Origin of the sequence: Sphingomonas sp., from assembly GCF_965248875.1 — a bacterium.
Taxonomy (GTDB): Bacteria; Pseudomonadota; Alphaproteobacteria; order Sphingomonadales; family Sphingomonadaceae; genus Sphingomonas.
On the sequence record NZ_CBDFKR010000011.1, the window covers coordinates 914,597 to 940,070 of the forward strand.

25 protein-coding genes are annotated in these 25,474 nt (G+C 71.4%); 3 read left to right on the forward strand and 22 right to left on the reverse strand.

Features of this window, described 5'->3' with window-relative positions:
• Positions 1-53 precede the first annotated feature (53 nt).
• Both ACP2AD_RS11495 and ACP2AD_RS11500 read left to right on the forward strand, forming a co-directional pair.
• Positions 54-326, forward strand: coding sequence for an antitoxin (locus ACP2AD_RS11495; protein WP_425230188.1), 273 nt, complete (start codon positions 54-56; stop codon positions 324-326).
• Complete coding sequence (locus ACP2AD_RS11500) at positions 327-728, forward strand: PIN domain-containing protein (RefSeq protein ID WP_425230189.1); 402 nt, start codon at positions 327-329, stop codon at positions 726-728.
• On the opposite strand, the gene ACP2AD_RS11505 is transcribed toward ACP2AD_RS11500, so the two are convergent.
• The 3 genes from ACP2AD_RS11505 to ACP2AD_RS11515 all read right to left on the reverse strand — a co-directional run bounded on the left by ACP2AD_RS11505 (position 722) and on the right by ACP2AD_RS11515 (position 7,116).
• Positions 722-4,843 carry a translocation/assembly module TamB domain-containing protein gene (locus ACP2AD_RS11505; protein WP_425230190.1) on the reverse strand — a complete coding sequence of 1,374 codons (4,122 nt, stop codon included), beginning with the start codon at positions 4,841-4,843 and terminating at the stop codon, positions 722-724. The two genes, ACP2AD_RS11500 and ACP2AD_RS11505, sit on opposite strands and share 7 nt — an antisense overlap.
• Complete coding sequence (locus ACP2AD_RS11510) at positions 4,840-6,798, reverse strand: autotransporter assembly complex protein TamA (RefSeq protein WP_425230191.1); 1,959 nt, start codon at positions 6,796-6,798, stop codon at positions 4,840-4,842. The genes ACP2AD_RS11505 and ACP2AD_RS11510 overlap by 4 nt, the downstream gene beginning before the upstream one ends.
• 99 nt (positions 6,799-6,897) lie before the next feature.
• Positions 6,898-7,116: a hypothetical protein gene (locus tag ACP2AD_RS11515; RefSeq protein WP_425231161.1), complete on the reverse strand. Its 219-nt coding sequence runs from the start codon at positions 7,114-7,116 to the stop codon at positions 6,898-6,900.
• A 126-nt stretch (positions 7,117-7,242) separates the two neighbouring features.
• Here ACP2AD_RS11515 and ACP2AD_RS11520 point away from each other — a divergent pair, with 126 nt between their 5' ends.
• Positions 7,243-7,407, forward strand: a complete 165-nt coding sequence (locus ACP2AD_RS11520; RefSeq protein WP_425230192.1) for a hypothetical protein — start codon at positions 7,243-7,245, stop codon at positions 7,405-7,407.
• A 46-nt stretch (positions 7,408-7,453) separates the two neighbouring features.
• Here ACP2AD_RS11520 and ACP2AD_RS11525 read toward each other — a convergent pair whose 3' ends face one another.
• The 19 genes from ACP2AD_RS11525 to ACP2AD_RS11615 form a co-directional block, all read right to left on the reverse strand.
• On the reverse strand, positions 7,454-8,077 hold the full coding sequence (locus ACP2AD_RS11525; protein WP_425230193.1) for a S24 family peptidase: 624 nt from the start codon (positions 8,075-8,077) through the stop codon (positions 7,454-7,456).
• Between the two features lie 176 nt (positions 8,078-8,253).
• Positions 8,254-9,057: a DNA adenine methylase gene (locus ACP2AD_RS11530; RefSeq protein WP_425230194.1), complete on the reverse strand. Its 804-nt coding sequence runs from the start codon at positions 9,055-9,057 to the stop codon at positions 8,254-8,256.
• Between the two features lie 342 nt (positions 9,058-9,399).
• Entirely contained in the window at positions 9,400-11,544 is a 2,145-nt protein-coding gene (locus tag ACP2AD_RS11535) for an SGNH/GDSL hydrolase family protein (RefSeq protein WP_425230195.1), read from the reverse strand.
• Positions 11,541-11,921, reverse strand: a complete 381-nt coding sequence (locus ACP2AD_RS11540) for a hypothetical protein (protein ID WP_425230196.1) — start codon at positions 11,919-11,921, stop codon at positions 11,541-11,543. The genes ACP2AD_RS11535 and ACP2AD_RS11540 overlap by 4 nt, the downstream gene beginning before the upstream one ends.
• Complete coding sequence (locus ACP2AD_RS11545) at positions 11,918-12,346, reverse strand: hypothetical protein (RefSeq protein WP_425230197.1); 429 nt, start codon at positions 12,344-12,346, stop codon at positions 11,918-11,920. The genes ACP2AD_RS11540 and ACP2AD_RS11545 overlap by 4 nt, the downstream gene beginning before the upstream one ends.
• The gene (locus ACP2AD_RS11550) at positions 12,346-15,144 is read right to left on the reverse strand and encodes a hypothetical protein (protein ID WP_425230198.1); all 2,799 of its coding nucleotides are present in this window, start codon (positions 15,142-15,144) and stop codon (positions 12,346-12,348) included. The genes ACP2AD_RS11545 and ACP2AD_RS11550 overlap by 1 nt, the downstream gene beginning before the upstream one ends.
• Positions 15,144-18,758, reverse strand: coding sequence for a hypothetical protein (locus tag ACP2AD_RS11555; RefSeq protein WP_425230199.1), 3,615 nt, complete (start codon positions 18,756-18,758; stop codon positions 15,144-15,146). The genes ACP2AD_RS11550 and ACP2AD_RS11555 overlap by 1 nt, the downstream gene beginning before the upstream one ends.
• 1 nt (position 18,759) lies before the next feature.
• On the reverse strand, positions 18,760-19,086 hold the full coding sequence (locus tag ACP2AD_RS11560) for a DUF1799 domain-containing protein (protein ID WP_425230200.1): 327 nt from the start codon (positions 19,084-19,086) through the stop codon (positions 18,760-18,762).
• 23 nt (positions 19,087-19,109) lie between these two features.
• Positions 19,110-19,436 (reverse strand): hypothetical protein, encoded by a 327-nt coding sequence (locus tag ACP2AD_RS11565; RefSeq protein WP_425230201.1) that lies wholly within the window; start codon positions 19,434-19,436, stop codon positions 19,110-19,112.
• Positions 19,437-19,449: 13 nt separating this feature from the next.
• A complete protein-coding gene (locus ACP2AD_RS11570; RefSeq protein WP_425230202.1) occupies positions 19,450-20,388 on the reverse strand; it encodes a phage tail tube protein in 939 nt (312 codons plus the stop codon).
• 3 nt (positions 20,389-20,391) lie between these two features.
• Positions 20,392-20,631, reverse strand: coding sequence for a hypothetical protein (locus ACP2AD_RS11575; RefSeq protein ID WP_425230203.1), 240 nt, complete (start codon positions 20,629-20,631; stop codon positions 20,392-20,394).
• Positions 20,628-21,068 carry a phage tail terminator protein gene (locus ACP2AD_RS11580; RefSeq protein WP_425230204.1) on the reverse strand — a complete coding sequence of 147 codons (441 nt, stop codon included), beginning with the start codon at positions 21,066-21,068 and terminating at the stop codon, positions 20,628-20,630. Before ACP2AD_RS11580 ends, ACP2AD_RS11575 begins: the two co-directional genes overlap by 4 nt.
• Positions 21,068-21,496, reverse strand: a complete 429-nt coding sequence (locus ACP2AD_RS11585; RefSeq protein ID WP_425230205.1) for a gp436 family protein — start codon at positions 21,494-21,496, stop codon at positions 21,068-21,070. The genes ACP2AD_RS11580 and ACP2AD_RS11585 overlap by 1 nt, the downstream gene beginning before the upstream one ends.
• Complete coding sequence (locus ACP2AD_RS11590; RefSeq protein WP_425230206.1) at positions 21,493-21,693, reverse strand: hypothetical protein; 201 nt, start codon at positions 21,691-21,693, stop codon at positions 21,493-21,495. The genes ACP2AD_RS11585 and ACP2AD_RS11590 overlap by 4 nt, the downstream gene beginning before the upstream one ends.
• A 4-nt stretch (positions 21,694-21,697) precedes the next feature.
• Complete coding sequence (locus ACP2AD_RS11595) at positions 21,698-22,441, reverse strand: hypothetical protein (RefSeq protein ID WP_425230207.1); 744 nt, start codon at positions 22,439-22,441, stop codon at positions 21,698-21,700.
• The gene (locus ACP2AD_RS11600) at positions 22,441-23,340 is read right to left on the reverse strand and encodes a Mu-like prophage major head subunit gpT family protein (RefSeq protein WP_425230208.1); all 900 of its coding nucleotides are present in this window, start codon (positions 23,338-23,340) and stop codon (positions 22,441-22,443) included. Before ACP2AD_RS11600 ends, ACP2AD_RS11595 begins: the two co-directional genes overlap by 1 nt.
• A gap of 13 nt (positions 23,341-23,353) precedes the next feature.
• Positions 23,354-23,764, reverse strand: a complete 411-nt coding sequence (locus tag ACP2AD_RS11605) for a hypothetical protein (RefSeq protein ID WP_425230209.1) — start codon at positions 23,762-23,764, stop codon at positions 23,354-23,356.
• A complete protein-coding gene (locus ACP2AD_RS11610; protein WP_425230210.1) occupies positions 23,765-24,799 on the reverse strand; it encodes a phage protease in 1,035 nt (344 codons plus the stop codon).
• Positions 24,800-24,912: 113 nt separating this feature from the next.
• A complete protein-coding gene (locus tag ACP2AD_RS11615; protein ID WP_425230211.1) occupies positions 24,913-25,413 on the reverse strand; it encodes a phage virion morphogenesis protein in 501 nt (166 codons plus the stop codon).
• Between the last annotated feature and the right edge of the window lie 61 nt (positions 25,414-25,474).

The window sequence follows — 25,474 nt, forward strand, 5'->3', positions numbered from 1 at the left end:
GCGTTGCGGCCAGCCGTGCTCACGTGTATATACGAGGTGGCAAGGAGGCGGCAATGGCAGCGCAGTACAAGAGCAAGGTGTTCAAGGCAGGCAACAGCGCTGCAGTGCGATTGCCCAAGGACGTGGCATTCGCGCTGGGCACAGCTATCACGATCGAACGTCGCGGGGACGAGGTCGTCATCCGCTGCCAACAGGATTCGGACAGCGTGCGACGTGGGTTGGAGGAGATGGCGGCCGAGCTGGACGCGATCTGGGCCGCGGCACCCTTTCGAGAGGTCGAACAGCGGCACCAGCCGATCGCTCCCGATCGGCCGGGCTTGTACTGAGTGGCGCTTCTGCTCGATACCGACGTCGCTGTTCACATCCGGGATGGGCAACGCGACATCATTGGCCGCGTCGTCGCGAGAAGCGCCCCGTTGTTCCTGTCATCGGCAACGCTGATAGAGCTGACCGGAGGCGTGTACGCTCGGCCCGAACTTTCGAGAGCCCGTCGAGAAGGCTTGCAGTCACTGCTCAGACAAGCGACGCCCATCGTTCTCGATGACACCGTCATCGGCAGGTACGATGGCATCTTGCGGGTGACGGGCTTTTCCCGCGCCAAAGTATTCGACCGGGTGATCGCGGCGACTGCGATCGCTCACGATTTGACGCTCGTCACCATCAACGGCGCGGACTTCCGCGAGATTCCCGGTCTCAAACTGGAAGTCTGGCCCGCTCCCGCTCAGTAATCCCGCGACACCCGCACGTTCGCGCTCTGCCGGCCCAGCGTCGAAATGCTCGACAGCAGCGACAGCCAGCGGGTGACCTGGAACTCGACCTGCGTCGCGGAATAGCCCTGCCCGTCGGTGACGATCTCCGCATACAGCCGCCGCGTCACGTATTTGCCCGCGGCGATCGAGGTGCCCTGCCCGGTCTGCGGATCGGCGGGCAGTACGCGCAGGCGATCAAGCCCAGCCGCGCGGCGGACGGCATTGATCGGGTTGAGCCCGCCATTGCCCGACTGTAGCGCCGCCACCGCCGCCGCCAGCTGCAATGCCTCGGGTGCAGACAGGTTGGTGATCGAGGTCCCGAACAGCAGTCGCGACAGCAGCTCGTCCTCGGGCAGCGCCGGCACGCTGGTGAAGGCGATCTCCGGCCGCAGCCCCGTGCCCGTCACCCGGATCGCAGCCGACAGCCCGCTGCCGTCGGCGTTCGCCTGGATGTCGAGCGCGGGATTGGCGGGCACCTCGCCGTCGAAGCGGATGACGCCGCGCTCCAGCTGGAACTCGCGGCCGGCGAACTCGTAATCGCCGCGGACCAGATTGGCGCGGCCGGTGATCGCCGGGTTCTGCGGCTCGCCGCCGATCTGCACGTCCGCCGACCATTCGCTGGTCAGCCCCAGCCCGCTGACGATCAGCCCATTGGGCGCATGCGCCCGCAGCGCCAGCCGCCACGGCGCGGCGGGCGCCTCGTCCTCCTCGCCGCCGCCGGGCAGGTTGATCTCGCGCACGCTCAGCCGCGGCACCGCCGCCGCCGCGGTCGCCTGGCCCAGGCGATAACGGCTGCGATCGAGCACCAAGTCACCGCCGATCACTCCGCCCGCGCCGTCGGAGCGGAAGGTTAATGGCCCGGTGACGGTCGCGCCGATGTCGTCGCGGTTGATCATCACCGCATGCGTCGCCTGCACCGTCAGGTCGATGCCGATGCCGTGCGGCGCGGCGAAATCGAAGCTGCCGCCGCCGCTGACGCTGCCGCCGCGCCCGGCCTGCGCGGTGAAGCGGTCGATCTGCAGCCGCGACCCGCCGAAGCGGCCGCTGGCGTCGACATTGGTCAGGACGGTGCCGCTGGTCGCGCTCTCGATCCGCGCCCCCGTCGCCCGCACCGCGCCGCGTATCACCGGCTGGTCGAGCCGCCCGCTCACGTCCGCGCCGATCGCGACCGGGCCCGACAGGTCGAACAGCTCGAGCCCGGTCAGCCGCCACAGCGTGTCGGCCGGCCCCGCGTAACGGAGCTGCGCGGTCAGCGGCGCCTGCATGACGCGCGTGTAAAGGTCACCGCCCGCCAGCGGCGTCAGCAGTGCCTGCGCCCGGCCGATGGTGCGCCCGCCCGACGCGATCACCGCGCGCACGCCCAGCCGGTCGGCCGCAAGAACCCCGGCGATGCCGACATCGACCGGCTGCGAGGTCAGCACCAGCCCGGAACGCGACAGCCCGCGCACCGTCATGTCCAGCCGCCCGGCCGGCGCGGCCCCGGTGCTGATCGTGTAGCTGAGCGTCCCCGACGCGGTGCCGCCCAGCCCCAGCCCGGCATAGCCGATGTCGAGGATCGCCAGCGGCATCCGCGTCAGCCCCGCCTCGATCTGCGTCGCTGCGCCGGTCCAGCGCCCGCCGACCCGCGCCTCGCCGCCTGCGAAGCTGAGCCGCGTCGGACGCAGCCGCCAGCCGTCTCCCTCCCGCTCGAACACCGCCGGTTCGAGCAGCTGCAGCGGCTGGCGATCGAGCGTCCCCTGCGCGCGCACCGCATAGCTGGTCACGGTCACTGCGGTCACCGTCTGGATATCGAAGGCGCGCCCGCGCGTGCCCGCGATCGACGCGCGAATCTCGCCGGTGTCGCCAATGTAACGCGCCGTCCCCGCGAAGCGCGCGAGGCGGAGGCTACCGCGCGCCAGCCCGGCGCCGTTCGCCTGCGCCTGCACCCGCGTCCCCGCCGGATCGAGCAGCACCGTCGCGTCCAGCCGCCCACGCCGGAGCGTGGCCGCCTCGGCGATCCGCGCATTGTCGGCATCAAGGTGGAGCTGGACCTGCTGCATGCCGTTGACGATCGCGAAGTCGACCGGCCCGGACAGCCCGCCGCCCGCGACCGCCAGCCGCCCGTCGAACCCGCCGGGCACGATCCGCAGCCGCCCGCTCGCCCGCGATCCGGTGACGTTGATCGCCGTCACCTGCACCGCCGCCTCGCCGCCCGACGGCAGCAGGATCGAGCCGCCGGCGCTGAACGGCCCCAGCCGCGACGCGCCCGCCGCCCGCAAGGCGAAGCCGTCCGGCGTCGGATCGAGATGCGCCTGCACCCCCGTCAGTCCCAGCGTCGCGTTGAGCCGCGGAAACTTTAGGTCCAGCGTCGGCCGGTCGATCCGGCCATCGAGCACCATCTGCACCGGGCCATAGGTCGTCTGCACGCCCGCGCCCTCGAAATGAAAGGTGCCGTCCGTCCGCCGATAGCCGTTGCCCGCCAGCCGCAGCGTCGGCGCGGTCAGCACCAGCCCGTTGAAGTGGACCACCTTGTCGGTCGTCCGCTCCAGCCCCGTCTCGATATGCGGCAGCCCTCCAGCCAGGCTGCGGAAGAACGCGTTGTCCAGCGTCACCATCTGCGCCGCGCCGCGCCCGATCACCCGCGTGCCATGGCCATCCGGGCCCGGCACGGCGTTCAGCGTCGAGCGCACGTCCACCAGCCCAAGCCCCGGGATCAGGTAGCGCGTCAGGCCGCCATTGAGCACGACCGAATATTGGCCGTTTCTGAGATCGACGGTCAGATTGACGCGACCGTTCAGCTTGTCGGACCGGAGCAGCAGATTGTCGCCGGTGATCGCCGCCGCGGTCACCTTGAGCGGTCCGGTGACGGTCAGGTTGCGCAGGATACCGCCCGCGACATCACCAACGCCGGTCACCCGCGCGGCGGTGAACTGCAGCGGCATGATGACGGGCGCGCGCGACAGCCGCCCGGCCCCCGCGGCATGGGCGTTCTCGAACCCCGTGCTGTCGAAGGCGAAGCGCTCGGCGTCGAGGCGATACTGGAAACGCGCGGTCGCAAAGGCGCCATCAAGAACCGCGCGGAGCTGCAGGTTGCGCGCAGTCATGTTGGGGAACAGCGCCGATGGGCGAAGCAGCTGTCCGTCGATACGGACATCGCGATATGCGTCGGTGGCGAGGTCGAGCGCACCGCGCCCCTGAAACGCCACCGAAAGGCTGCGCAGGCTCAGCGCGCCGGTCAGCCGCCGGTCGGCGAGCGTCGCTGTGCCGCTGACCGCGACGCGCGGCTCGGTCAGCCGCAGCAGCTTGCCGTGGATCAGCGGCTGCACCGGGGCCAGCGTCCCCGAAAGCCCGTAGCGGCCGGTATCGGCCGACAGCGCCAGGTCGGCGACCCGCGCCGCGCCGAACTGCGCCCGCGCGGTCCCGCGCCAGTGCGCCCAGCGTCCGTCGCCCGCCACGTCGATCGCGACGGCCTGGCGAATGCCGATGAGCTTCGCCAGCACGCCATCGGCGGTCCCCCGCGCCGCAATGGCGAGATCGAAGCGGTCGCGGTCGGGCGCCGCATCGAGCCGCGCGTCGAGCCGGTCGGTCCCCTCGACCAGCGCCGCCAGCTCGACCAGCGCCCGCCCGCTGCGCACGTCGGCGCGGCCCGCCAGCCGTCCGATCCGCTCGCGCCCGAGCACCGGCGCGGCGAGGCGCAGCCGCCCGATCGCCAGCCGCCCGACGCGAATGTCGAAGCCGGGCAGGATCGGTTTCGCCTCGACTGACTTGCGGGTGTGGGGGGCGTGGAACAGCGTCGCTTGGGGCGCGTCGAGCCGCTCCACGTCGAGCGTATTCGCCCACCAGCGCCATGGCGACCAGCTGAGCGACACTTCAGGCGCCTCCAGCACAAGCCCGTCGAGGTCGTACACGCGCAGGTCGGTCAGCCGCGCGTCGCCATACAGCGAGCCGTCAATGCGGCCGACGCTGAAGCGCAGCCCGCTGGCCGGTTGGATGCGCCCAAGCTGCCCCGCGACGAAGCGATGCCCCGGTCCGGTGTCGAGCCCGAGCAGCAGCGCCACGAACAGCGCGACCAGCACCGCTGCGCCGATCGCCAGTCGCCGCAGCCAGCGTCTCAAAACGCCTGCCCTAGCGACACGTACACCGCGATCCGCGACGTCCCCGGCTGCGGGTTGATCGGCGTGCCGACGTCGACGCGGATCGGCCCGAAGCTGGAATAATAGCGCACGCCGATGCCCGTGCCGAAACGCAGTCCGGTCAGCTCGGGCGCCGGCCCGGTATAGATGTTGCCTGCGTCGAGGAACGGCACCACCCCGAACGCGCCGAAGGTCCTAACCCGCGCCTCGATCGAGAACTCGGCCAGGCTGCGCCCCCCGATCGGATCGTTGTTGGCGTCGCGCGGGCCGACATCCTGATAGCCATAGCCGCGCACCGACGCGCCGCCGCCCGCATAGAAGCGCCGCGACGGCGCGATCTGCGCGCGCGGCGCGCCTGCGATGCTGCCCAGCCGGGTGCGCGCGGCGAGCACGACCCGGCTGCTCACCGGCTCGTACAAGCTGGCGTCGAGCTGCAGCCGCGCATAGCCGAACGCCGCACCCTGCAGGCTCAGCTCCGGGCTGAACCGCCCGCCCAGGCGGAAGCCGCGGGTCGGGTTGAGCAGGTCGTCCGATCCGTCATAGGTGACGCTCGTCGGCGCCGCCGCGATCAGAAAGGTACGTCGCCGCGGCAGCCCGGTCGATTCGTCGACATCGCGCTCGTCCGACGCCAACAGCTCGGCGCCAACCGACCAGGTCCATTTCTTCTGAAAGAAGATGTTGGTCTGGCGTTCCAGCGACCCCGTCAGCGAAAAGGTGCGCGCGTCATACGCGTCGCGCAGTGTGTGCGCAGCCGCGATCTGTCCGGTCAGCACCCGGTCGCGGCCGTGAAAATTGGCGCGGCGGAACACCACTGCACCCAGCTGTTCGCGCGTCCCGAGCACCGAGCGCAGCGTCAGCGCGCCCTCGGGCGGGAACAGGTTGCGGTGGGTCCAGCTGACCTCCGCGCGCGCGCCCTCGCCCGAGCCGTAACCCAGCTCGCCCGCGATGGTGTGCGGCGGCGCGCGCTCCAGCCGGACGGCAACGTCGACCGTGTCGGGCGTCGTGCCCGGCACCGGCGTGACATCGGCGACCGACACCAGCCCGGTCTGGATCAACGTCCGGCGGAGATCGTCGAGCGACTGTGCGTCATAGGGGTCGCCGGGGCGGAAGCGCGCGATCTCGGCGACATGATCGGCGCCGAACACGCCGTTATGGGGGTTGGCGGTGATCTGCCCGAAGCGCCGCGCGCCGCCCGGCTCGACCGCCATCGCCAGCGTCGCGGTGCGGGTATCGTGGTCGACGACGATCTCCGGCTCGCCGACCTGCGCGAACGCAAAGCCATCGCGCCCGATCGCGGTGCGCAGCGCCGCCTCGCCGGTCGCAACCGCGTCGGCGTTGACCGCGCTGCCCGGCAGCACGCCGAACACCTTGCGCAGCTCGTCCTGCCGCGCGCCGGTGAGGTCGAGCCCCGGCAGCGTCACGCCGGCGAAGCGGTAGAGCGCGCCGGGCGTTGCCGCCAGCACCACCAGCGGCCGCACCCCGGCATCGCTCGGCGCCTCGACCCGGGTCAGCACGCGCGCGTCGTAATAGCCCTCGGCGCGGAGCAGTGTCGTCAGGAGGTCCGCATCCTCCCGCGCACGGCGGTCGAGCTGGGCGGCGTTGGCGGGCTGGCGATCATGGGCGTTGAGCGCGGACAGCTCGTCGAAGCGCTGGTGCAGCACCGCGCTGCCGATCCCGTCGATGCCATCGACCCGCCAGACATAGCGGCGCTCGGCGGCGGCGTCGGTGGCGTGATCGGCGGGGGTCGCGGGCTCGGCCGACAGGTCGGGCCAGGCGACGCCGATCCCGGGCAGGTCGGACAGCGGCGCTGATGGATCAAGCGGCGGTTCTTGTTGCGATGGCGACGCGGGCGCAACCTGCGCAAAGGCCGGCGCCGCGACAACGAAGAGCAAGGACGCAGCGGCCGTACCAAGGGACCGCCCCGAGCGGGACACCATGGGTGCAAGGCTTAGCGGGGGATGAGCCCACGCGACAGGGGGTGACGCAAATCCCCTCCTTTCAGGGGAGGAGTGGATCAGCAGTTCACTCTCCGCCGATCAGTGCACCGTCCCCGCCGACCCCTCCATCGCCAACACCGCCAGCAGTCGCCCGACCTCGCGCCAGCGGCAGAAATGGACGTGGTTGCCGACCGCTCTGGCGCGGTCGGCGCGCGCGGCGGCCACGTCGAGGGCGGACGCGCCGAACAGGGTGCGAAGCTCGACCGCGTCGAGATGCGGCCGCATCGCGGCAATGTAAGGCTGCAGATCCGGTAACACGAACAAGGCGTTAGCGGACGGACTGACAGGGTTTCGCCAACGGAGAAGGTAAATGGCGGGTCAGCCCTGTTTCACGCCACCGCCGCGCCGCTGGCGGGCGGCGGCCGGACGTGGCAGGGCTGCGCCATGGCTTCTACCCGACCCGCAACCGCCGGCGGCCTCCCCATCGCGCTGGGCGCGATCGCGGGGGCGACGATCGGCTTTGTCCGGCACCAGCCGACCTTGTGGTTCCTGGGCGGGCTGGCGGCGGGGATTGCGGTGGCGGTACTGATCTGGCTGAGAGGGCGCTGAACAGCCAGTAAGGGGAACACTGCGACCCAGGGTCCCGCCCCCGCTTCTAAACCGGCACGCGCATCTGCCAGACGGCGCGGCCGACGACCTCGACCTCCCCCCGCCCCACCGGCAGCGCGCCGGGATTGTCGCTCGTCACCAGCAGCCGCCGCGCGCCACGCCGCACGCGCTTCACCAGCAGCAGGCCGTCGATCCTGACAGCATAGACCCCGCCCTTGGCATCGGGTGTCCGCGCGGTCTGGTCGACCAGCAGCCGATCGCCGTCGCACAATCCCGGCGCCATCGAGTCGCCCGCGACGCGGATCACCGCCGCCTGCCCCTCGCTCAGCCCCAGCGCGCGCGCTAGCTCGACCGGCACCGCGTCGAACCCCAGTAGCGCCGCTTCGTCGTTGACCCGCCCCGCACCCGCCGCCGCCGCGACGTCTAACCGCGGCACCCGCCAGACGGAGCGCGGCGCCGCCTCGCCGCCCAGCACCGTCTCCGCGACCCCGAAGAAATCCGCCAGCCGCCGCCGGTCCGCCTCCGCCAGCCGCCGCGGCGACCCACGCGTCACCCATTGCTGCAGATAATTGCCGTTGCGCCCGATCATCGCCGACAGCGCAAGCAGGCTGACGCCCTGCGCGGCGGCGAGCGCACGCAGCGCGGCACGAGGTTCGGCGGGCGGCTTCACGCCTTTCCAGATAGCACAAGATTTTTCTTGTTGAAATGTTGGATCGACCGCGGGAACAAAGATAGAACATCAATTCGGAGTCGGGGATGTCCCATGTCGCTGCTGATCGAGATCGATGAAGCGGGACAAGAGGTTCTGGAGTCAGGGACAAGAGAGTCTGGAGCACTTCATTTCCGCTAAGCGCCTCCACCGGTGACGATCAACTCGCGCGCCGGCGTCGCTTTGCCGCTCAGCCGGTAGTTGAGATCGACCCGCTCGATCGCAAACCGATCGAACACGTCGCGCACCGCCGGCGTGTCGTTGATCGAGAGAATGAATCGTCCCTCAAGTGTCGCTAAGAGGCCGCTGAGGCGCTCGAAATCTGCCGGTGAGAAGACGCCTTCTCCATAGTCCTCCTCGCATCCCCAGTAAGGCGGATCGAGGTAGAACAGCGCGCCGGGCCGGTCGTAGCGCCGGATGAACGCGTCGTACGGCAGCTGCTCGATCCAGACGCCGTCAAGCCGGTCATGCAAGTCCTGGAGCAGCGGCTCCAGCGTGGAGAGGCGGAAGCGGCTTGGCTGGGCGTAGCTGACGCCGAACCCGCGGCCCGCCACCTTGCCGCCGAACGCCGTCCGCTGAAGGTAGAGGAAGCGCGCGGCGCGCTCCAGGTCGGTGCAGGTCGAGGGATCGACCTTCATCAGGCGATCGAACTCGGCCCGGCTGGCGAAGCGCCAGCGCAGCAGGTCGAGGAACGGCTGGTAGTGGCGCTGAAGGATGCGAAACAGCGTCGCCACGTCGGCCGAGACGTCGTTGATGACCTCTGCCTTCGGACGGCGTTGGCGGCGGAAGAACACGCCGCCCATGCCGACGAATGGCTCCAGGTAGCTGTCGTGCCCGATCGCGTCGATCATGGCGGCGAGCCGGCGGCCGAGAACGCGCTTCCCGCCGATGTAGGCGGCCGGCGGCGTGATTGGCCGGACCGAGGTAGGGATGGACTCCATGCGCTGGTTCACTCAATTTCCCGCAGCCGGGCTCCGGCGGAGGGATCGGACCCGGCGCGCGCCGGGCGAGGTGCGGGTGGCTGCCCGCGGTGAGGCGCGTTGACGCGCGCCTTGCCCCCTCCTTGGAGGAGATGGATGTGATCACGAGGTCGGCTTTGCTCAACGTGTTGAAGTCCGTCGCGCTCTGGCCGGGTCGGCGATGGGAGGCCAACGACGACGACCACCTTTCGAAACAAGCGTTTCGATCAGCAAACGGGCTCTGCTCTCGGTGCGGCGAACGCGCACCGACCGCCGACGAGGAATGCTCTAGTTGTCGCGAGCTAGACAACGCTTGGTGAGCGGTCACGTCGCCGCCGCCTGGAGGCAGGACCAGTTGTACGCACCGATGTCGGCGTAGAGCCCTCGGTTGGGGTGGACCGTCTGATCGGCGGTGCGGTCCGCGATGGTCGACCAGCTACCGAACCGGTTGAGCTGATCCCAAAAGCTGATGTTGTGAGCGGCGGCGAAGGCGGCAACCGCGTCCCGGTATGTCGCCTGGCGATCCGCGGGCGCGAAGGTCGAGGGGTTGGCCGCGGTGGTCCAGTAGAGGCCGACGTCCCCGCTGGCCTGCGCCGTCGTGACGATCGTCTGGATGTCCGCGACCAGGTCGGTGGTCGACCGGCTGATCGAGCAGTCGTTGATCCCGAGCGCAACCAGCGTGAAGTCCGGCGCGTCGAAGGCCAGCGCCTCGTTGTTGTTCCAGTGGTAGACGCTGCTGGTGGATGCCTGGTCGCTGGCCAGGGCGCCGTTCGACGCATGGACCAGGATGTCGATCCCCGCGACGGCGCTGTTGTACCCGGTGACCGACCTGGTGATGCAGACGCCGCTCGGCGTGATGCTCAACCCGGCGGTTGTGGCGGCTCCGGTGATCGTGATGCGCGTGAAGCCCGACGCCGTGTTCGGCAAGGTGACGGTGCTGCCAGACACGGTCGCGCCGGGCGCGGTGATCCCCGTCGGCGCAACCCCGCCCATGGCGAACGTCATCGTGCCTCCGCCGACATTGTAGGCGACCACGACGAAGGTGTTGCATGACGGGCCGGGCACGAACGTCTGGGTCGGGCCGCCGTTGGTGAAGAGGTAGTTGGCGCCCGCGTAGGGTGCCGTGTCGCTGGTGCGGCCGTCGGGCAGCCACGGCGTCCCAGAGTAGCTTACGCGAGGGTCGTAGGTCGGCAGGTCGATGCCGACCTTCGCGCAGTTCTGGTCGCCGGTGTAGCCGTTGTCGGCCGCGAAATACCCCGCGGTCGTCATCAGCCCGGCGAGAACCGCCGCGGGCCGATAGCGACGCGCGTCGGTGAGCTGGTCGGCGACGGAGCTGCTGGTCCCGTTCGCAACGATCGAGCCGCCGGCGCCGGCCTCAAGGCTTGTGCCCTTAATGACGACCTTGCCGCGTCCGGTTCCGGCGGCCACGCGCGCCAGCATCGCTTTGAGCGCGGTGTTGGCCGCTCCGTTTCGAGCAAAGCCTGTCGGCGTTGGTGTGGGGGTCGGCGTCGGCGTCGGTGTGGGGGTCGGCGTCGGCGTCGGTGTGGGCGTTGGCGTTGGCGTCGGTGTGGGCGTTGGCGTCGGGGTAGGGGTGGGTGTGGGCGTCGGGGTCGGCGTGGGCGTGGGCGTCGGTGTTGGGGTAGGGGTGGGGGTCGGCGACGGCGTCGGCGTTGGCGCGGGCAAGCCGACCCACGTCGTGTCGCCGAGGCCGCTCCAGTCGGTGATCGCCACGTCCCAGCGCGTCTGCTCTTTGTTTCGCCGCTCGAACGGCTTCCAGCGGTCGAAGCGGCCGTAGCGGATGCGGTGGAGGAGCCCGGCGGTGCGCGCGGCGCCCTCGATGACGAGGCCCGGCTTGGTCTCGCCCAACGCCAGCCCGATCTGCTCCAGCTGCGCGGCGTCGGCGATCGTCAGGTCGCCGAACGTCCAGCTGGAGGCGAGCTTGCGGTCGCCCTCCACCGTTGCGTCGCCGCCCGGCAACGTCGTCGCCGTACCGGTGTCGACCGGCCGGCGGCCGAACCCCCAGTCGCGGCCGCCCGTGAAGGCGAGCCCCGCGACCAGCACGCCGGCGCTGAGCGGCTGCGCGCCGGCGGGCTGGGTCACGGTGATCGCGAGATAGCGGACGGTGGCCGCGGCGCCGTTCCACAGCGCGTGGCTGGTGGTCGAGAACCAACCGGCGGTGTCGGGCACCCGCAGTGTGGTCGCGGTCTGCAGCGTCACCTCGGCCGCGCCGGCGAGGCCGCCAGTGATCGACCAGGTCGCCCCCGCCGCCGGCGGCCGGACATAGCCGAGCAGGACTGTGTCGATCGGCTGCGCGCTGCCGAGGTCGATCGTCAGCGTCGCCGCGCTGCCGACGGCGGTGTCGGCCCAAACCTCGCGAGGATCCTTGGTGGCGAGATTGGTGGCGCCCGTCCCCCGCGTCGCAGTGACGCCGGCGATCGGCAGCGGCCGGACGATCAGTACATCGCTCATGAGCTTGGCCCCAGTGGACAGAGGACGGTGAGCGTCGTCAGCCCGGTCGCCCGGTCGACGTCGACACCGGTGACGAACACGTCCAGCCCAGCATCGTAGCCGAGCCCGGCGGCGGTGAGCGTCACCACGCGGCCCAGCGACGGCCCCCAGTCGGTGCCGATCAGCTGGTGCTCGTCGACCGCGAACGGACCGCGGGCGAAGAAGGCGAGCTGGCGGTCGGCTTCCGCGTCCGCGTCCGTCTTGAGCGCAATCGCGGTGATCCGCTCGGTCGTCTTCGCAGTCGCCCCCCAGCGCGCAGCCATCGTTGCGTTGCTGCGGACGGTGTAATCGGCCGCGCCCTGGAGCCACTGGGCGAACTGAGGGTCGACCGCGCTCACTGGCCCAGCTTCGCCTGGATGCGCGTGAACTCCGCGGCCGCGGCCGCATCCGCCTTCGCCACGATCAGCCGCGCCAGCACCTCGGCGGTGACGCCGCGCAGCTCCGCCTCCGCCGCGACCCGCCCGTCGATCGCGACGCCGGCGATGATGCAGCGCGCCTCCGCCTCCTTGGCCGCGTGGGCGCGGGCGATCGCGTCGACCCCATGATCAGCGAGGTAGGCGGCGTCGATCGCAGCCGCCTGGGCGGCGGCATCGGCGACCCAGGCACCGGTCGCCGGATTTAGCCGCTCGCCGGGTCGGCCGAACCGCTCGACGACGCGCTCGCGCAGCCCGGTCGGGTTGAATCCCGCAGCCGCAGCAGACTGGCCATCACCGACGTGCACCTGCGCCGCCAGCGTGCCGTCAGCGCGCAGGATGGCGATCATCACGTCGTGATCCTGACGCTGATCGTCCCGTCGTCGAAGAACACCGTCCCGACCGGGTAGGTCGCGCCGCGCGCAATCATGAGCTGCACGTCGTAGAGCCCGGCGGTGGGCGCGGCGGTTTGACTGCACGAAACCGCGCCGGGGCTGCTGTCGCCGTCGGTTGGGCGGTAGCGTGCGCTCGATCCGGTCACGGCGCTGCCGAACGAGGTCCAGCTGTTCGCGCCGGCGGGTGAGTATTGCCACACGGCGGTGACGGTCGAGAGCTTGTATCCGCTGCCGGGAGCCCCGCTGCTGAACTCATAGGAGCCGACCGCACTGGCGCGGATCGTCTCGCCGGTCGCGACCGTCAGACCCGTGGCGAGGAAGGCCTGGACGTAAGTGGCGCTGCTCACGCTCTGGCTTGTGAGGTCGCCGTCCGCGCTCTTCGAGACGCTGCCGCCCCCGCCACCGCCCCCGCCACCACCGCCGCCCGTCGCCGCCCGAGCGTTGGTTTGGATGACGTTGACGCGGATCAGGGGCTGCGCCGCGCCGGCGACCACGACCGCGAGGTCCGCGGTGCCGGAACCGGTGAAGCCGGCGGCGAGGGAGAGCTGCCCTTTGGTGCTGCTCCCAATGGCGTTGTCGACGGTCAGCTTGGCGACGCCGCCGGGCATCAGGTTGTCCGATACGTTCGACAGCAGGTAGGTGGTGCCGTTGGCGGCGACGACGGACACCCCGCCTTGCGCGACAGACACCTGCACGATCTTCGGCAGCGGCGTCGTCGGGCTGCCGGCGCTGTCAGCCGCGATCTCGATGTCGGGCACGCTGACCACGACCTGTTTCTGGGCGGTCACGTCGGCGCCCGGCTGCGCAGGGCCGAAATAAGGCTGGTCGGCGTAGAAGCTCCACCCTGTCGCGGCATGACGCTCCAAGTATGGGCGGTACCGGACCGCGCCCGCGGGCAGCGTGAACTGCGCTTCCACCACGGTGTCGGCCGCTGCCGTGTCGGAAAGTGTTCTCGATGTGCGGTCGGACAGGTTGACCGCGGCCACCGCACCGGCTGCATCCCACCACAAATAGCTGGTGTTGCAGTCCTCGCTGCCGGCGCTGTCTGCCTTGAGAACGTAGCGGAGGAACCGGTCCTTGCCGCCGTTGCAGTCGATTGGCGGTCCCCAGAACACCTGCGCGTTCGGCGTGTAGAGCTGCGCGCGCGCGCGGCCGCCTACCGTGGCGACTATCGCGCCGTTCGCGAGCGTCCATGTCGACGGGTCGCTGGGCGCGCTGACCTCATTGCCCGTTTGCGCGTTGCGCGTCGCCGCGTCCGCGATCCCGGCCAGCTTCGCGCTTTCGGTCGTGTTGATGTCGGCCAGCGCGATCGGCTTGCCGGTCAGCTGATTGTAGGTCGCGAGCGCCGTGGCGCCCGTCTGCCAGGCGCCGCCGTTGCGCAGCTTGAACACCGCGTAAGCGCCGTTGAGGTCGACCCAGATGTCGCCGTCGGCCGGGCTCGCTGGGGCGGAAGTCGAGTAGGTGACGCGGTTCCGGGTCGCATTGTCCGCCGGCTTGCCGGTGCCGCTCACCCCCGCCCAGTCCGCGGTCAGCCCCGCCAAGGCGATCGCCGCAGGTATGGCCGTGCCGTCGGCCAGCACCACGTCGGCCGCGAAGACCAGCGCCGCCAAGTCGCCACGCGCCATCGGCGCCTGGTTCTTGTGGTAGCCGAGCTTGCGCGAGGCGATGGGCGCCCAGAGCTTGCGCCGGGTGACGGGCGCGGCGGTTCGCCCGACGCGGGTGGAGGCGAGCCACTCCCAGCGGCGGAAATCGATCGCGCCGTCCTGGACCAGCCAGCTCAGCGACACGCCAGCGAGGAGGTCGCTCACCACCTCGGCCGCGGTCGTCGCATCGCTGTCGATCCGCACGCCACACGGCGCGGGCCGCGCCGCGGCAGCCGCCGCGACGGCGCCCGCCGCGAAGCCCAGCGCCGAGCGCGCCGCGACGATCCGTGCTGCGATCTCGGGCGCGGTCTCGACATAACCTGCGCCGATCTCGCCGCGGACGTCGGCGTGGAGATCGCCCGCCGGCGCCGTCCACCATTTGACGCACGCGATCGAGGGCGCGCACGCGCCGCCGCCGCTGGTCGCCGCGGCCGCCTGCAGCGCGGCGAACGTGCTCGCGACCGACCCTGCCCAGGCGACCGTCGTCAGCGCGCCGGCGGCGGCAGGGACGCCCAGGTCGCGCACCGACGCGAACCCCTGCCACGGGCGCGTCGGGTCGCCGAAGCACCAGACGTTGTTGGCCTTGTCGATCGGCTGCCCGGGGACGTTGAAACAGCGGCCCCAGCTGCGGCTCTTGATCAGCCCCGCCCACTCGGCCGGCCCCTCCGCCCCGCCGGTGCCGGCGTAGCGGTCGACCAACAGCGGCCGCTTGAGGTCGGCGGTCGCGTCCGCCAGCAGCAGCCGAAGCTTGCCCGCCTCGACGCTCGCCTCCTGGATCAGCCCGGTCGCGATCGTCGCCGCCGCCGCGTCCTCCGGCCCGACCTTAACCGTCACTGGCGCGTCGCCCCAGTAGAGCGCGCCAAGCGAGGTCAGCAGCGCCGCGTCCGACCCGGCCCACTGCAGCGCCAGCGCCTGCGCAGTGCCGCCGCCGCCCAGCTGCTCGCCGTCAAAGTCGAGCGCCGCCACCGATCGCGGCAGCGCGTCGAGCCCGGCGCGGTATCCGGCCGGGTAGGGCAGCTGCCCGCCCGCCCCCGCCAGTTTGACCGTGACGGCCGCCCCGTCGGCGGGGGAGCGCGGCGTCGCGTCGACCAGGACCACGGACGCAGCCATCAATAGCCGACCAGATTGGAGAGGTCGTAGCTGACGCCGTAAGCGCCCTTGGCAGCCGCGATCTGCGCGAGCAGCACGTTCGCCTGCCCACTGTCGCTCAGCATCTGCGCCTGCTGCTCGGCGATCTCGTCGAGCGTTTTGTTGGTCGTGGTCAGCGCCGGATCGCTCTTCGTCTCGCCGCTCGCCGCCACGATCCGTGCGTTGGCGGCGGCGATCGCCGCGCGCGCCGAGTCGAGCGTGTCCTGGTAGCCCCCCGCGTAGCCGCCGGTGGTGCCGTAGGCGTCCTTCAGGCTGCCCAGCCGCTGCTGGTAGAGCCCGGCCAGCGTGTCGCCCGCGCCGTCGACGCCGTTGTCCAGGTCCGCCTTTGCCTTGGTGATTGCGGTGTCCAGCGCCGTCACCTTGTCGAGCGCCGAGCCTTCGAACAGCGAGCCCTGGGTCAGCTCGGTCACCAGGGACTGGAGCGAGCCGACCTGCTGGGTGAGCAGCTGCTCGCTGAGCTTCAAGCGGTCGTCGGCGTTCTTCTTCTCGATCGCGACGACGTCGAACCCGTACTGGGTGGCGATCCGGACGCGCTCGGCCGCCTGCGCCTCGAAGTCCTTGAACGCCTTGCCGATCACCGAGCCGAGCCCGCCGAGCGACGTCTCCAGATCCTGCACCTTGAGCGCTTCGGTCAGCGCCTTCGACACGTCGGGCGACGAGCGCAGCGCCTGCCCGACCGCCGCCGACACGCCCGCGATCGCGCCCTGGCCGATCGCAAGGCCGGCGGCGGCGTTGATCGCGGCGTTCTCGTCCGAGCCGAACGACAGCGCGCCCGAGTTCTTGACCCCGCCCAGCGCCTTGCCGTTTACGTTGACGCGCAGATCGTCCTTGTAGGTCCCGATCGCGACGTTGAAGCTGCCGATCGTGGCGCCGAGCTGCTGCGCGACCTGGTTGAGCGTCGACGATACCTGCCCGCCCAACCCGGTGCCGGTCGCGATGCCCGACTTGTTCGATCCGACCGTGCCGCTCACCGCCGCCGCGCCGTCGACCGCCGAGACGGTAGCGCCGCCCGGCTTGGCCTTGGGCGCGAAGAGCTTGCCGACGAGACCGCCAACGACCGACAAGACCGGCGTCAGCGCCGCGCCGAACGGACCGAGCGCCGACGTCACGCCTTTGATCCCGCCGAGGATGCCGCCCAAAGCGCCGCCCAGCTGCGAGCCGCTGCTCGACAGGCCGATCCCCAACGAGTTCCCGACCCCGGCGACGAAGGTGCCCGTCGCGGCGCCCTCAAGCCCCTTTCCGGCGAACTTGCCGATCGTGGTGCCGATCGCGCGAGCGTTTTCCGGGTTGGTGAACAGCCCCGCCACCCGCTCGCCGACACCGCCGATTGCGCGGGTGAAAAGCTGCAGCGGGTCGCGTAGCCGCGTGTCGGCGCGGACCTCGATGTCGTGATCGAGTCCACCGTCGGTGCCAGGCGCCGCGCCGCCCGCGCGGCCGATGCTCGCGAAGCCCGCCACCACCGACGCGGCGATCGTCTCGCCGAGCGCCTGGCCGCCCGGCTGGCTGCCGATCGTCGGCACGCCGTCAGCCCTGCCCTCGGCCGCGGTGGCGACCCGCCCCAGCGCGTCGGCGGTGCGATCAGCCTGGCGCGCGACGACGTCGACCGCCGACGCCATCCTGGCCGACGCGTCCTCGACGATGTGCGTCCCCGTCACCTGGTCCTGCAGGTCGCGGAACAGCGAGCCGAACAGCTTGTCGAACAGCACCTCGCCCTTGAGGCTGGTGAAGATGTCGAGCAGCTTGCCCGGGTTCCTGAGCAGCTGGCCGATCTGGCCGCGCTCGAACTCCTGCGTCGCCTCGCGGAAGACGTCCTTGATCCCGCCCAGCGCCTGCAGCCGCAGCTGCTCCTTCTCGTGGATGACGTCGAGCGCGCGCGCCTGCGCATCGAGCGCCTGGACCGTGGCGAGCACCGCGTCCTTTTGCTGCGCGCTCAGCGGCCCCATCTGCCGCTCCAGCCCGGTGACGGCCTTCATCGCCTCGGCGCGCGCGATGTCGCCGTCGAGCAGCGCCTGGCCGACCGTGAAGGCGCGGTTCTGCTCCTCGACATAATCGCGCAGCGGCCGGACCAGGCCGTCCTGCACCGCCGTCTGCGCCTGATGCGCCTGGTCGATCAGGTGCTCAAAGCCCGGCGGCTTCTTGTCGTTGAGCTTGCCGATCAGCTCGTTCAGCCGGCCGACCTGGTCGTTGACCGCGCGGACCGCGGGCGGCGTCCCGTCGAACTGCTCGCGGATCCGCGCGATCTGCGCCGCCGCGTCGCGCCCGAACGCCGCCAGCGTCGTGCCGTCGCCAGTGCTCGCGCCGCCACCGCGCCCGCCGCTGCCGGTCCGCGTGCGCGGCTCCCGGAGACGCAGGGTCGGATCGTGCCCCTGCTGCTGCAGGTCGGGGGCGAGCCCGCGGCCGTCGAGCGCGTCCAGCATCTCGCGCGCCGCCTGCTGGTCGTTGCGCGCGGCCGGCAGCTCGTAGAGCCGCTGCTTGATCCGGATCGTCTCCTCCGGCGTCAGCCCGAGATCGGCGCCGTCCACCGCACGGCGGATCGCGGTGGGGTCGCGCAGCTCGCCCGAAAGGACGCGATCGCGCAGGCGCCGCAGGCCGTCGCCGCCGACGTGAGCGTCGGTGCTCGCCTGGTTGGCGCCGCGAACCCCGCCGCCGTCCTCGGAGGCGAAATAGCCGCGCAGGCCGTCGGCCGTGCGCTGCGCGAAGCTCCGCTCGCCCACGCCCTGCAGATCCTGGCGTGCGGTGCGTTCCCGCGTCTCGCCGGTCAGCAGCTTCGCTTCGGCCTGGAGCCGGATCGTCTCGATCAACACCGTGTTCTGCGTCTTGAGCTTGCCCGTCGTCAGATCGATCACACGGCCGATCGCTGCCTGCGCGTCCCCGAAACTGTCGGCGGCGGTCGCGGCATCACGGAGCGTGTGCGCCAGCTCCTCGGCCCCGTGGTCGGCCTCGAACTGCTTGGCGATGAAGTCGCCCAACAGCTCGACGCCCGCCGCGATCGCGACGCCCAGCACGCCGCCAGCGACGCCGGCCAGCAGTTCCAGCGAGCCGCTCATCAGCGCCGCGCCCTCCGCGCCCTCGACTGCGACGCCGGCCATCCCCTTGATCTGGCCGGCCGCACCTCCGGCCTGTGCCGCGATCCCCGCGATCGCGCCGCCGGCGTCGCCGCTCTCTGACGCGAACTGCCGGATCGCGGCGCCGGCATCCTGCGCGACACCGCGCAGCGCTTCGCCCGCCTGCTTGCCCTCGCCCAGCTTCTTGATCGTCTCGCCGAGCGATTCGCCCAGCGCCCTGTAGGCCTCGCCGCTGCGGCCCGCGGCCTCGGCACCGTCGGCGTGCGCGCCGGCCGCCGCCTCGGCGCTGCGCCCCACCTCGCCCTGCGACGTCGCGAGGTCGGCGGCGGCGGCGCCGGCGTCGCGCGTCGCATCGGCTTGCGTCTTCACCGCGGCGGTCAGCCGGTCGGCGCTATCGGCCGCCTTGCCGGTCGCGTCGTACAGCTTCGTCATCTCGCCGGTCGTCAGGTCGATGACGGTGGTGGCGCCGCTCGCGTCGCCGCTGATGACCAGGCTGGTCTGGAGCGTCACGTCAGCGCCCGCCGTTGAGCACGGCCGCGGCGGCGCCCTCCATCACCCGGACGCCCGCCCAGGTGGCGCGGTCGATCGCGCGGCCCGCCAGCGCCAGGCCGGCCTGCACGGCCGTGTAGTCGAGCCCCAGCCAGTGCAGCCGCCCGTCCGCCAGCGGCGCGGTCCGCCACTGCGACGCGATCGCGCGCCAGGCGTCGATGACGGGAAGGTTGACCGGCCACACTTCGAACTCCCGCGGCTTGACCCGGAGGCTGTCGACCAGCGCAGCCGGCAGCCCCAGCGCTTCCGCATCCGCCGCCGCTTCGCCGAGGTCGGGGCCGCCGCCCACCGCCCACCAGCGCGCGGCGTCGTTCAGTTTCCCAACACGCCCTTGTTGATCGCGGCGTAGTAGCCCTTCGCCAGCGCGGCGCGGACGTAGGGAACCGCGAACAGCCGGTCGCGCAGCGCGTCGTTCCACGGCACCGGCTGTTTCGCGTCGTCGACCAGGTGGCCTATCGTGACCACCGCCGCGCGGAGGAACTCGGTCGAGCCCTCGGCTGTGGAAGTGTCCGGCCCCTCCTTGTCGGCGGGCTGGACGCGATAGGTAACCTGCATCGTCTGCGCGTCGTGGCCGCCGTCGACGGGAACCAGGACGGTGACGGTGTGGGTGAACTGGGGGTCGGTCGCGACGGTGAACACGGGGTCAGGTTCCTTAGTAGACGGTGAGCTTCCACTGGTCGTTGCCGCTGCTCGGCAGCGGCACGAACCCGAGCGGCCATTCGAGCACGCCCTGCGCGTTCTGGAAGCCGGTCGGCCGCTTCTGCTGAGCGACGGGGATGTCGAGCTTGACGCGCTTGCCGACGACGGTGCCGTGGATCAGCTGGATCGCCTGCTTGGTGCGGGCGTTCGCGATCGAGAACGGGTTGTAATTGGCGTAGGGCTGCGCCTCGACGACGGTGGCGATCGCCTCCTGCCGGTCGACGATGACGATCCGCTCGCTGCCGACGAGCATGCGTGGCTGGACGTCGTTGCCCAAATCCATCTCGAACGAGCGCATGACGAACGCGATGCCGCCGATCGTGAAGGTCGGTGTGTTGGTGGCCGTGACCACCTGCGGCGCTTGCCAGCTGGTCACGTCGATCGTCGGCGCCGCGGCGTCGGCCGGGACCGAAAACAGCCCGGTGATCGTCAGCCCGCCGACCGGGATGCCCTGCGCGTTGAACTGGCACTTCACGGTCGCGCGGGCGCCCAGGATGACGTGCTTCGACGGGCCGATCCCAAAATAGACCCCGCAGCTCTCCTGGTTGTCGGAGATCGGCGAGTATTCGACCTTGGACCCGGCGGTGATCACCTCCGCGACGCCGCACGCGCGCAGCGCCGGTCCCCACGCCGGCGCCGTGCCCGCGGCCGCGCCGCCGACCAGCTCGAACGAGCCGGTCATGACGACGTAGACGCCCGTCGGAATCTGCTCCTGGGCCGCGAGGTACGGCAGCTCCAGATTGCGGCTGACGTCCTGCCCTTCCATCGGCTGCAGCGTGACGTCGGTCAGCAGCATCGCATTGGCGCCGCCGGTCGGCGTTGGGTCGGTGCCGTAGGTCGCCTCGTTCTTGAGGAGGATCGTCTTCGACTTCCACTTGATCGGGGTCGGCATGGTCTAGCCCTGCTGCTCGGGGTTGGCGGGGGTGGCGGGCGTGTCGAGCACCAGCGGCTCGGCCGCGGGCTGAGCCGGATCAGTTTCCGGCGCGGGCGGCACGCCGTCGTGATCGGTGAAGGCGACGCGGGTCAGCGAACCGCCGCCCTCGCGGAGGTAGCTGCCGCCTTCCTGCGGCTGCTCCTCGATCGGGGCGGCGGGGGGCTGAGGGGCAGGCTGGACGGCGGGGGTGCGGGCGGTCATCGGACGATCCTCAGTTGGTCGGCAACGGCGAAGTCGAGCTGGTAGGTGATGGTGCCGCGGTTGATGGAGATCAGCTCGCCCTTCGCCAGGCGCAGCGAGCCGAGCGTGCCCGGCGGGTCCCAGCCGGCCAGCATCACGATCACCGCCTCGACCAGCGGCTCCAGCTCTACCCAACCCGCCTCGCCGGTGCCGTCGGCCAGGTTGCGGACCGCGAGGATGACGCCGACCAGCCGGTCGATCGACTGGCGGTAGAGCCCGCCCGAGCCGTCGCTCGCCGCGCCGCCGCCGAGCCCGAGCGGCACCACGAACGCGGCGACGCCCGCCTGGGCGAGTTGGCCCTGCTCGGTCAGCTGCGCGAGCTTGGCCGCGCCGTGGACGCGCCCGGCGATCGCCGCGACGCTGGCGAGCTGCGCCTGCACCTGTGCGACCAGGCCCATCAGATGAAGCCGTGCAAATTGTCGGGTGTCAGGTCGCGCGCGCGGTCGCTGGTCACCACCCCGCCGGTGTCGGCGGTGGCGGGTTCCGCGCCCGCGACGTCGAGCTTCTTGGTCCCCTGAGACAGCTCTTTCAGGTCTCTGAGCGCCTGCGCATAATCGTCCTTGATCTTCTGCGCGGGGTCGAACGGGTGGAGCTTGTAGATCGCGATCGCCAGCGCGAGGTCGGCGACCGCGACGGGCACCGTCGCGAGCGGCAGCTGATACCGCACCGCCAGCGACGCGTTGATCACGGCGTCGGCGTTGCCGAGTTCCTGATTGACGACCGCGACGTCGACCACGCCGGTGGGCACCGGCGCGCGATCGGTCAGCTGGACCAGGGTAGCGGCCCCGAACCGGTTCTGAAGCGCGGCAAGGGTAGTGTAGGTCACGTGCCCTTCCGGTCGACGGACACCGCCACGAAGACGATCGTCAGCACGGCCGCGGCCGCCCCGATCGCCAGTGCCGCCCAGATCGGCAGCAGCACCAGCCACCAGGACCAGGCGATCAGCCCGGCGAGCTTGAGCACGATCAGGACGATCGCAACGACGCCCAAACAGCCGACGCCGCCGCTGGAGTCGCCGCGCACCTGCTCAGCCCTCCAGGCCGGTCAGCTCGTCCGCGCCGATCGTGCGGATGCCGACCGCCAGCTGCGGGTCGGACTGGAGCCTGGCGAGCTGCCCGTCGGTCAGCTGGGTCAGCAGGAACCGCCGCGGCTCGGCCCCAAAGGCCAGGCCGGCGCGATAGCGGCCGCGCGGCGGCCCCACCACCTCGACGATGGTCACCAGCTCGTCGCCGATCAGCGGCACGAGCGGCTCGGGCAGCGGCGTCGCCGCGGCGGCGGCCGCGACCGTCGCGGCGGTCGGCGTCGCGGGTTCGATCGCGAGCACCGGCTGGCCTGCCTCGCCGAAGCGCGGACCGTCACGGCCGGCGGTCGCGCCGACAGGATCGAAGCCCAGCGAGGCGCCGGTGCGGTCGTCGTCGGCCTGCGCGGCCTTGATCACGTCGACCGCGGAGGGCTCCGCAGCCAGCGGCGGCGCAGCGGTGACGACCGGCTGCGGCGCCTCGGGAGGGGCGGGCAGCGCCGGGTCCGGAAACACCGCGACACGGGCGAGCGGGTCGGCGATCACGAGCGCGGGATCGGCCGCCGGCGCCGTCGCGGGCGCGGTCGTATCGGCCACCCGCTCGGCGGCGGCGCGCGCGGCCGCCGCGTCGACGGCGGGCTCGATCGCCGCCAGCGGCTCGACCGGGAAGGTCGCGGGCGCGCCGCCCAGGCTGGCCGCCGCGGCAGCCGCGACGATCGCCGGGCTCTCGGCGTCGGAGGTCCGGCGGCCCATCAGGCGAGCCACGGACACACGACGACTTTCGCCGTGCCCTTCCACTCGTTGGTCTCGCCGTTGGCGCCCAGCTCATTGTTGATGAGCTTGAGCGCGGCGGACTCCAGCTGCGGCGGCACCAGCAGCAGCGTCGGCCGGATGCCGAGCGGGCGGCCATAGTCGCCCTTCATGCCCAGCAGCGACGCGCGCGCCAGCTTGTAGTTGGCGGCGGTGAGGTCCTGCTTGGAGCCCCAGGCGAACTGCCAGAAGCCATAGCCGACGTTCGCCCGGGCGTCGGCGCCGTAGACGAACTCGTTCAACCCGAACACGTTGCTGTCGTTCGGGTTGTCGCGCGCGACGAACTCGAAGTCCTTGCGCTTCTGGAGGATGATCGGCTTCAGCGCGCGCGTGTCGTCGATCAGAAACCAGGCCGGCCCGTTGCCCGCGACCGCATCGGTGTTCGCGGCCAGCGTCATCGTGCCGTCGTCGGCGAGCACCGGGTGGTCGATGTCGAAGAAGAACTGGCCGTCGTAACAGTTGGTCGTGAACCCGGCCGACAGCAGCTGGAACACGATGCGGTCCCAGAACGAACCGGTCGACTGACCCATCTCCTCGAACATCGGCGAGTAGATGCCGAGGTTGTCGGTCTCGACGTCGTCGCGGTCGACGCCGATCGTCATCTCCCACTTCTTCTCGCGGATCGTGTAGTCCGACTCCATCAGGTTCTGGATGACGCGCGCGCCGATCCACTCCCGGACGTTGGGGAACTTGCCGAGCCAGCCGTAGCGCTGCTCGCGCGTGGTGGCGGGAACGGTGGTGGAGACGAGACCGTACTGGCTCTCGGCCTTCGCCAGCGCGCCCTTGAAGAGCGTGGAGAAGCCGGTGCGGAGCGTGGTCAGCGCGGCGGAGGTGACGATCATTGCTGCTGCTTCCTCAGAACAGGACCCAGACGCCCTGGGCGTCCACGTCGCGGATGGTGCCGGCGGCCGAGCGCGTGCCGCCGCCGTTCGTCTTCGCGACCGTCTGGTCGTCGACGATGAAGGCGGTGCCCAGCACGTCGGCGCGCGCGATCAGGTCGCCCGCGGCCGAGTTGGCGAAGCGGAAGACGCCGCGGCGCACGCGGACCTGGATGTCGCCGCTGGCGCCGGCCGTGTTGTCGGCGATCGCCTCGGCGCGCCCGACCGGGCGCAGCGTGGTCGCGACGCCGCCGGGCACGGCGAAGCCGGTGGCGTCGAGGCAGACGAGCGCACCCGGAAAGATGCGCGTCGCGGCCTTGACCGGATGGCTTTCGACCTGCTGCGTCTCGCGCAGCGGGGTGGAGCGGGCGGCGGTGAGCGCGGCCATTTACAGAACCTCCAGCTTGCGGGTTTCGAGGAAGGCGGCGCGGTCGATCCCCATCAGGGCGATCGTGCGCTCGTCCTCGGCGGACAGGCCGTCGGCGGCCCGGCCGGGGTCGGTGCCGGTGAAGGTCGCGCCGGGCTTGATCGCGGGCAGCGCTGCGACCTGCGCCGCCGTCGCCACCGGGTCGGCCATGTGGAGTGCGATGTAGCGCTCGCGCATCGGCTTCACGCCGACCCGGCCTTCCGCGATCGCGCCGTCGACGAACGTGGTGGCGTCGCGGCGCTTGTTGCTATCGAGCAGGTCGGCGAGCGTCTGCGCGGTCGTCGCCAGCTCGCCCTGCAGCGCGACGATCGCGGCGCTGTCGCCCTTGGCGGCGGTCAGCTGCTGCACCCCGGCCAGCACGGCCGTCGCGTCAGCACCGGCGGCGAGGCCCAGCGCCGCGCCGATCGGCGCCAGCGCCGACTGCAGCGCCGGCGCGGGCATGTCCTTCAGCTTCTTGATCGCCGCGATGACAGCGTCACCGTCGGCGCCGGCGTCGAGGCCCAACGCCTCGATCAGCCTGGCGAGCAGGTCCATCTGGTTTCCTTCCGAATGCAGGGCGGTCAGCCCGACGAGGTTTGGGGTGTTAATCAGGCTGGCGCGCAGCACCGCCGTGATGTTCTTGAGCTTGTCGTGCACGATCGCCGGCGAGAGGCCGCGATACTGACGGTCGGCCATGATCTGGCGGCCCTGTTCGGTCCACTCGACCCGGCCCCACAGCCCGTCGTCACGGCCCTGCAGCTCGACGATCCAGCCGCGCGCCGGCGCCGGCAGGCCGAGCGGCGCGGCGCGGTCGATAGCGTGGCATTCGTCGATCGGCAGCTTGCCGCCCGCTGCCTCCAGCGACGCCGCGATCACCGCCGCGGTGTCGGTCAGCTGGTACGGTCCGCGTCCGTCGACGGTCGTGACCGTCCCCGCCGGCAGCAGGTGCAGCCAGTCGGGCGCGTCCCCTTCAGGAAGCGCCTGGGCGGAACAGAGGACGGGCGAGAAGCCTTTCACGGCCCGCTGAGTGGCGGAGGCGGCGGCCCGGAAACATGCCCGCCGGGGCGGGCGGGACGGCTGGCCGCACGCAAATTGACGGGGCGGAGCTTACCGTACGGCCGTCGCTGCCGCTACTCCCCGGTGCTGCCGGTCGCCTCTTCCAGGTGCTCGTCCGTGATCTCGATGATCGCCCGCTCGTCCTCGGCCGAGATGCCGAGCCAGACACGCGCCGGGATCGCGCCCCACGGGATCGGCCGGCCGCGCGCGTTCGTGCCGAACGCGCCCTTGGCCGCGCCATCCTGCATCACGCCCGAGTAGATCAGCGCCGAGCCGATCTCGGCCGAGTCTTTGGTCGCGATGCCTTGGACTTCACGGCCGAGCCGGCCGGACGGGCCGATCAGCGGCTTGGGCCGGTCGCCGTCGCCGCGGCGCAGGTAGCTGGCCAGCGTCGCCGGCGACTTGTCGCGCCAGCGCGAACCGTCCGGCGCCGTGCTGGTGATGAACCGCCCCTTGGTCGTCTGGACCATGTATTCGGCGATGTCCTGGTGGACGGGCGTGAGGTCGCCGAGCAGCTTCTTCGCCGACGCCAGCTTCGCCAGCACCGGCGCGACGTTGAACTCGATCCGGATCACTTCGCCGTGGTCGGCTTCTTCCGCGGAAGCGGGCGCTGCGCCTCGTCGGGCTCGCCGGGGA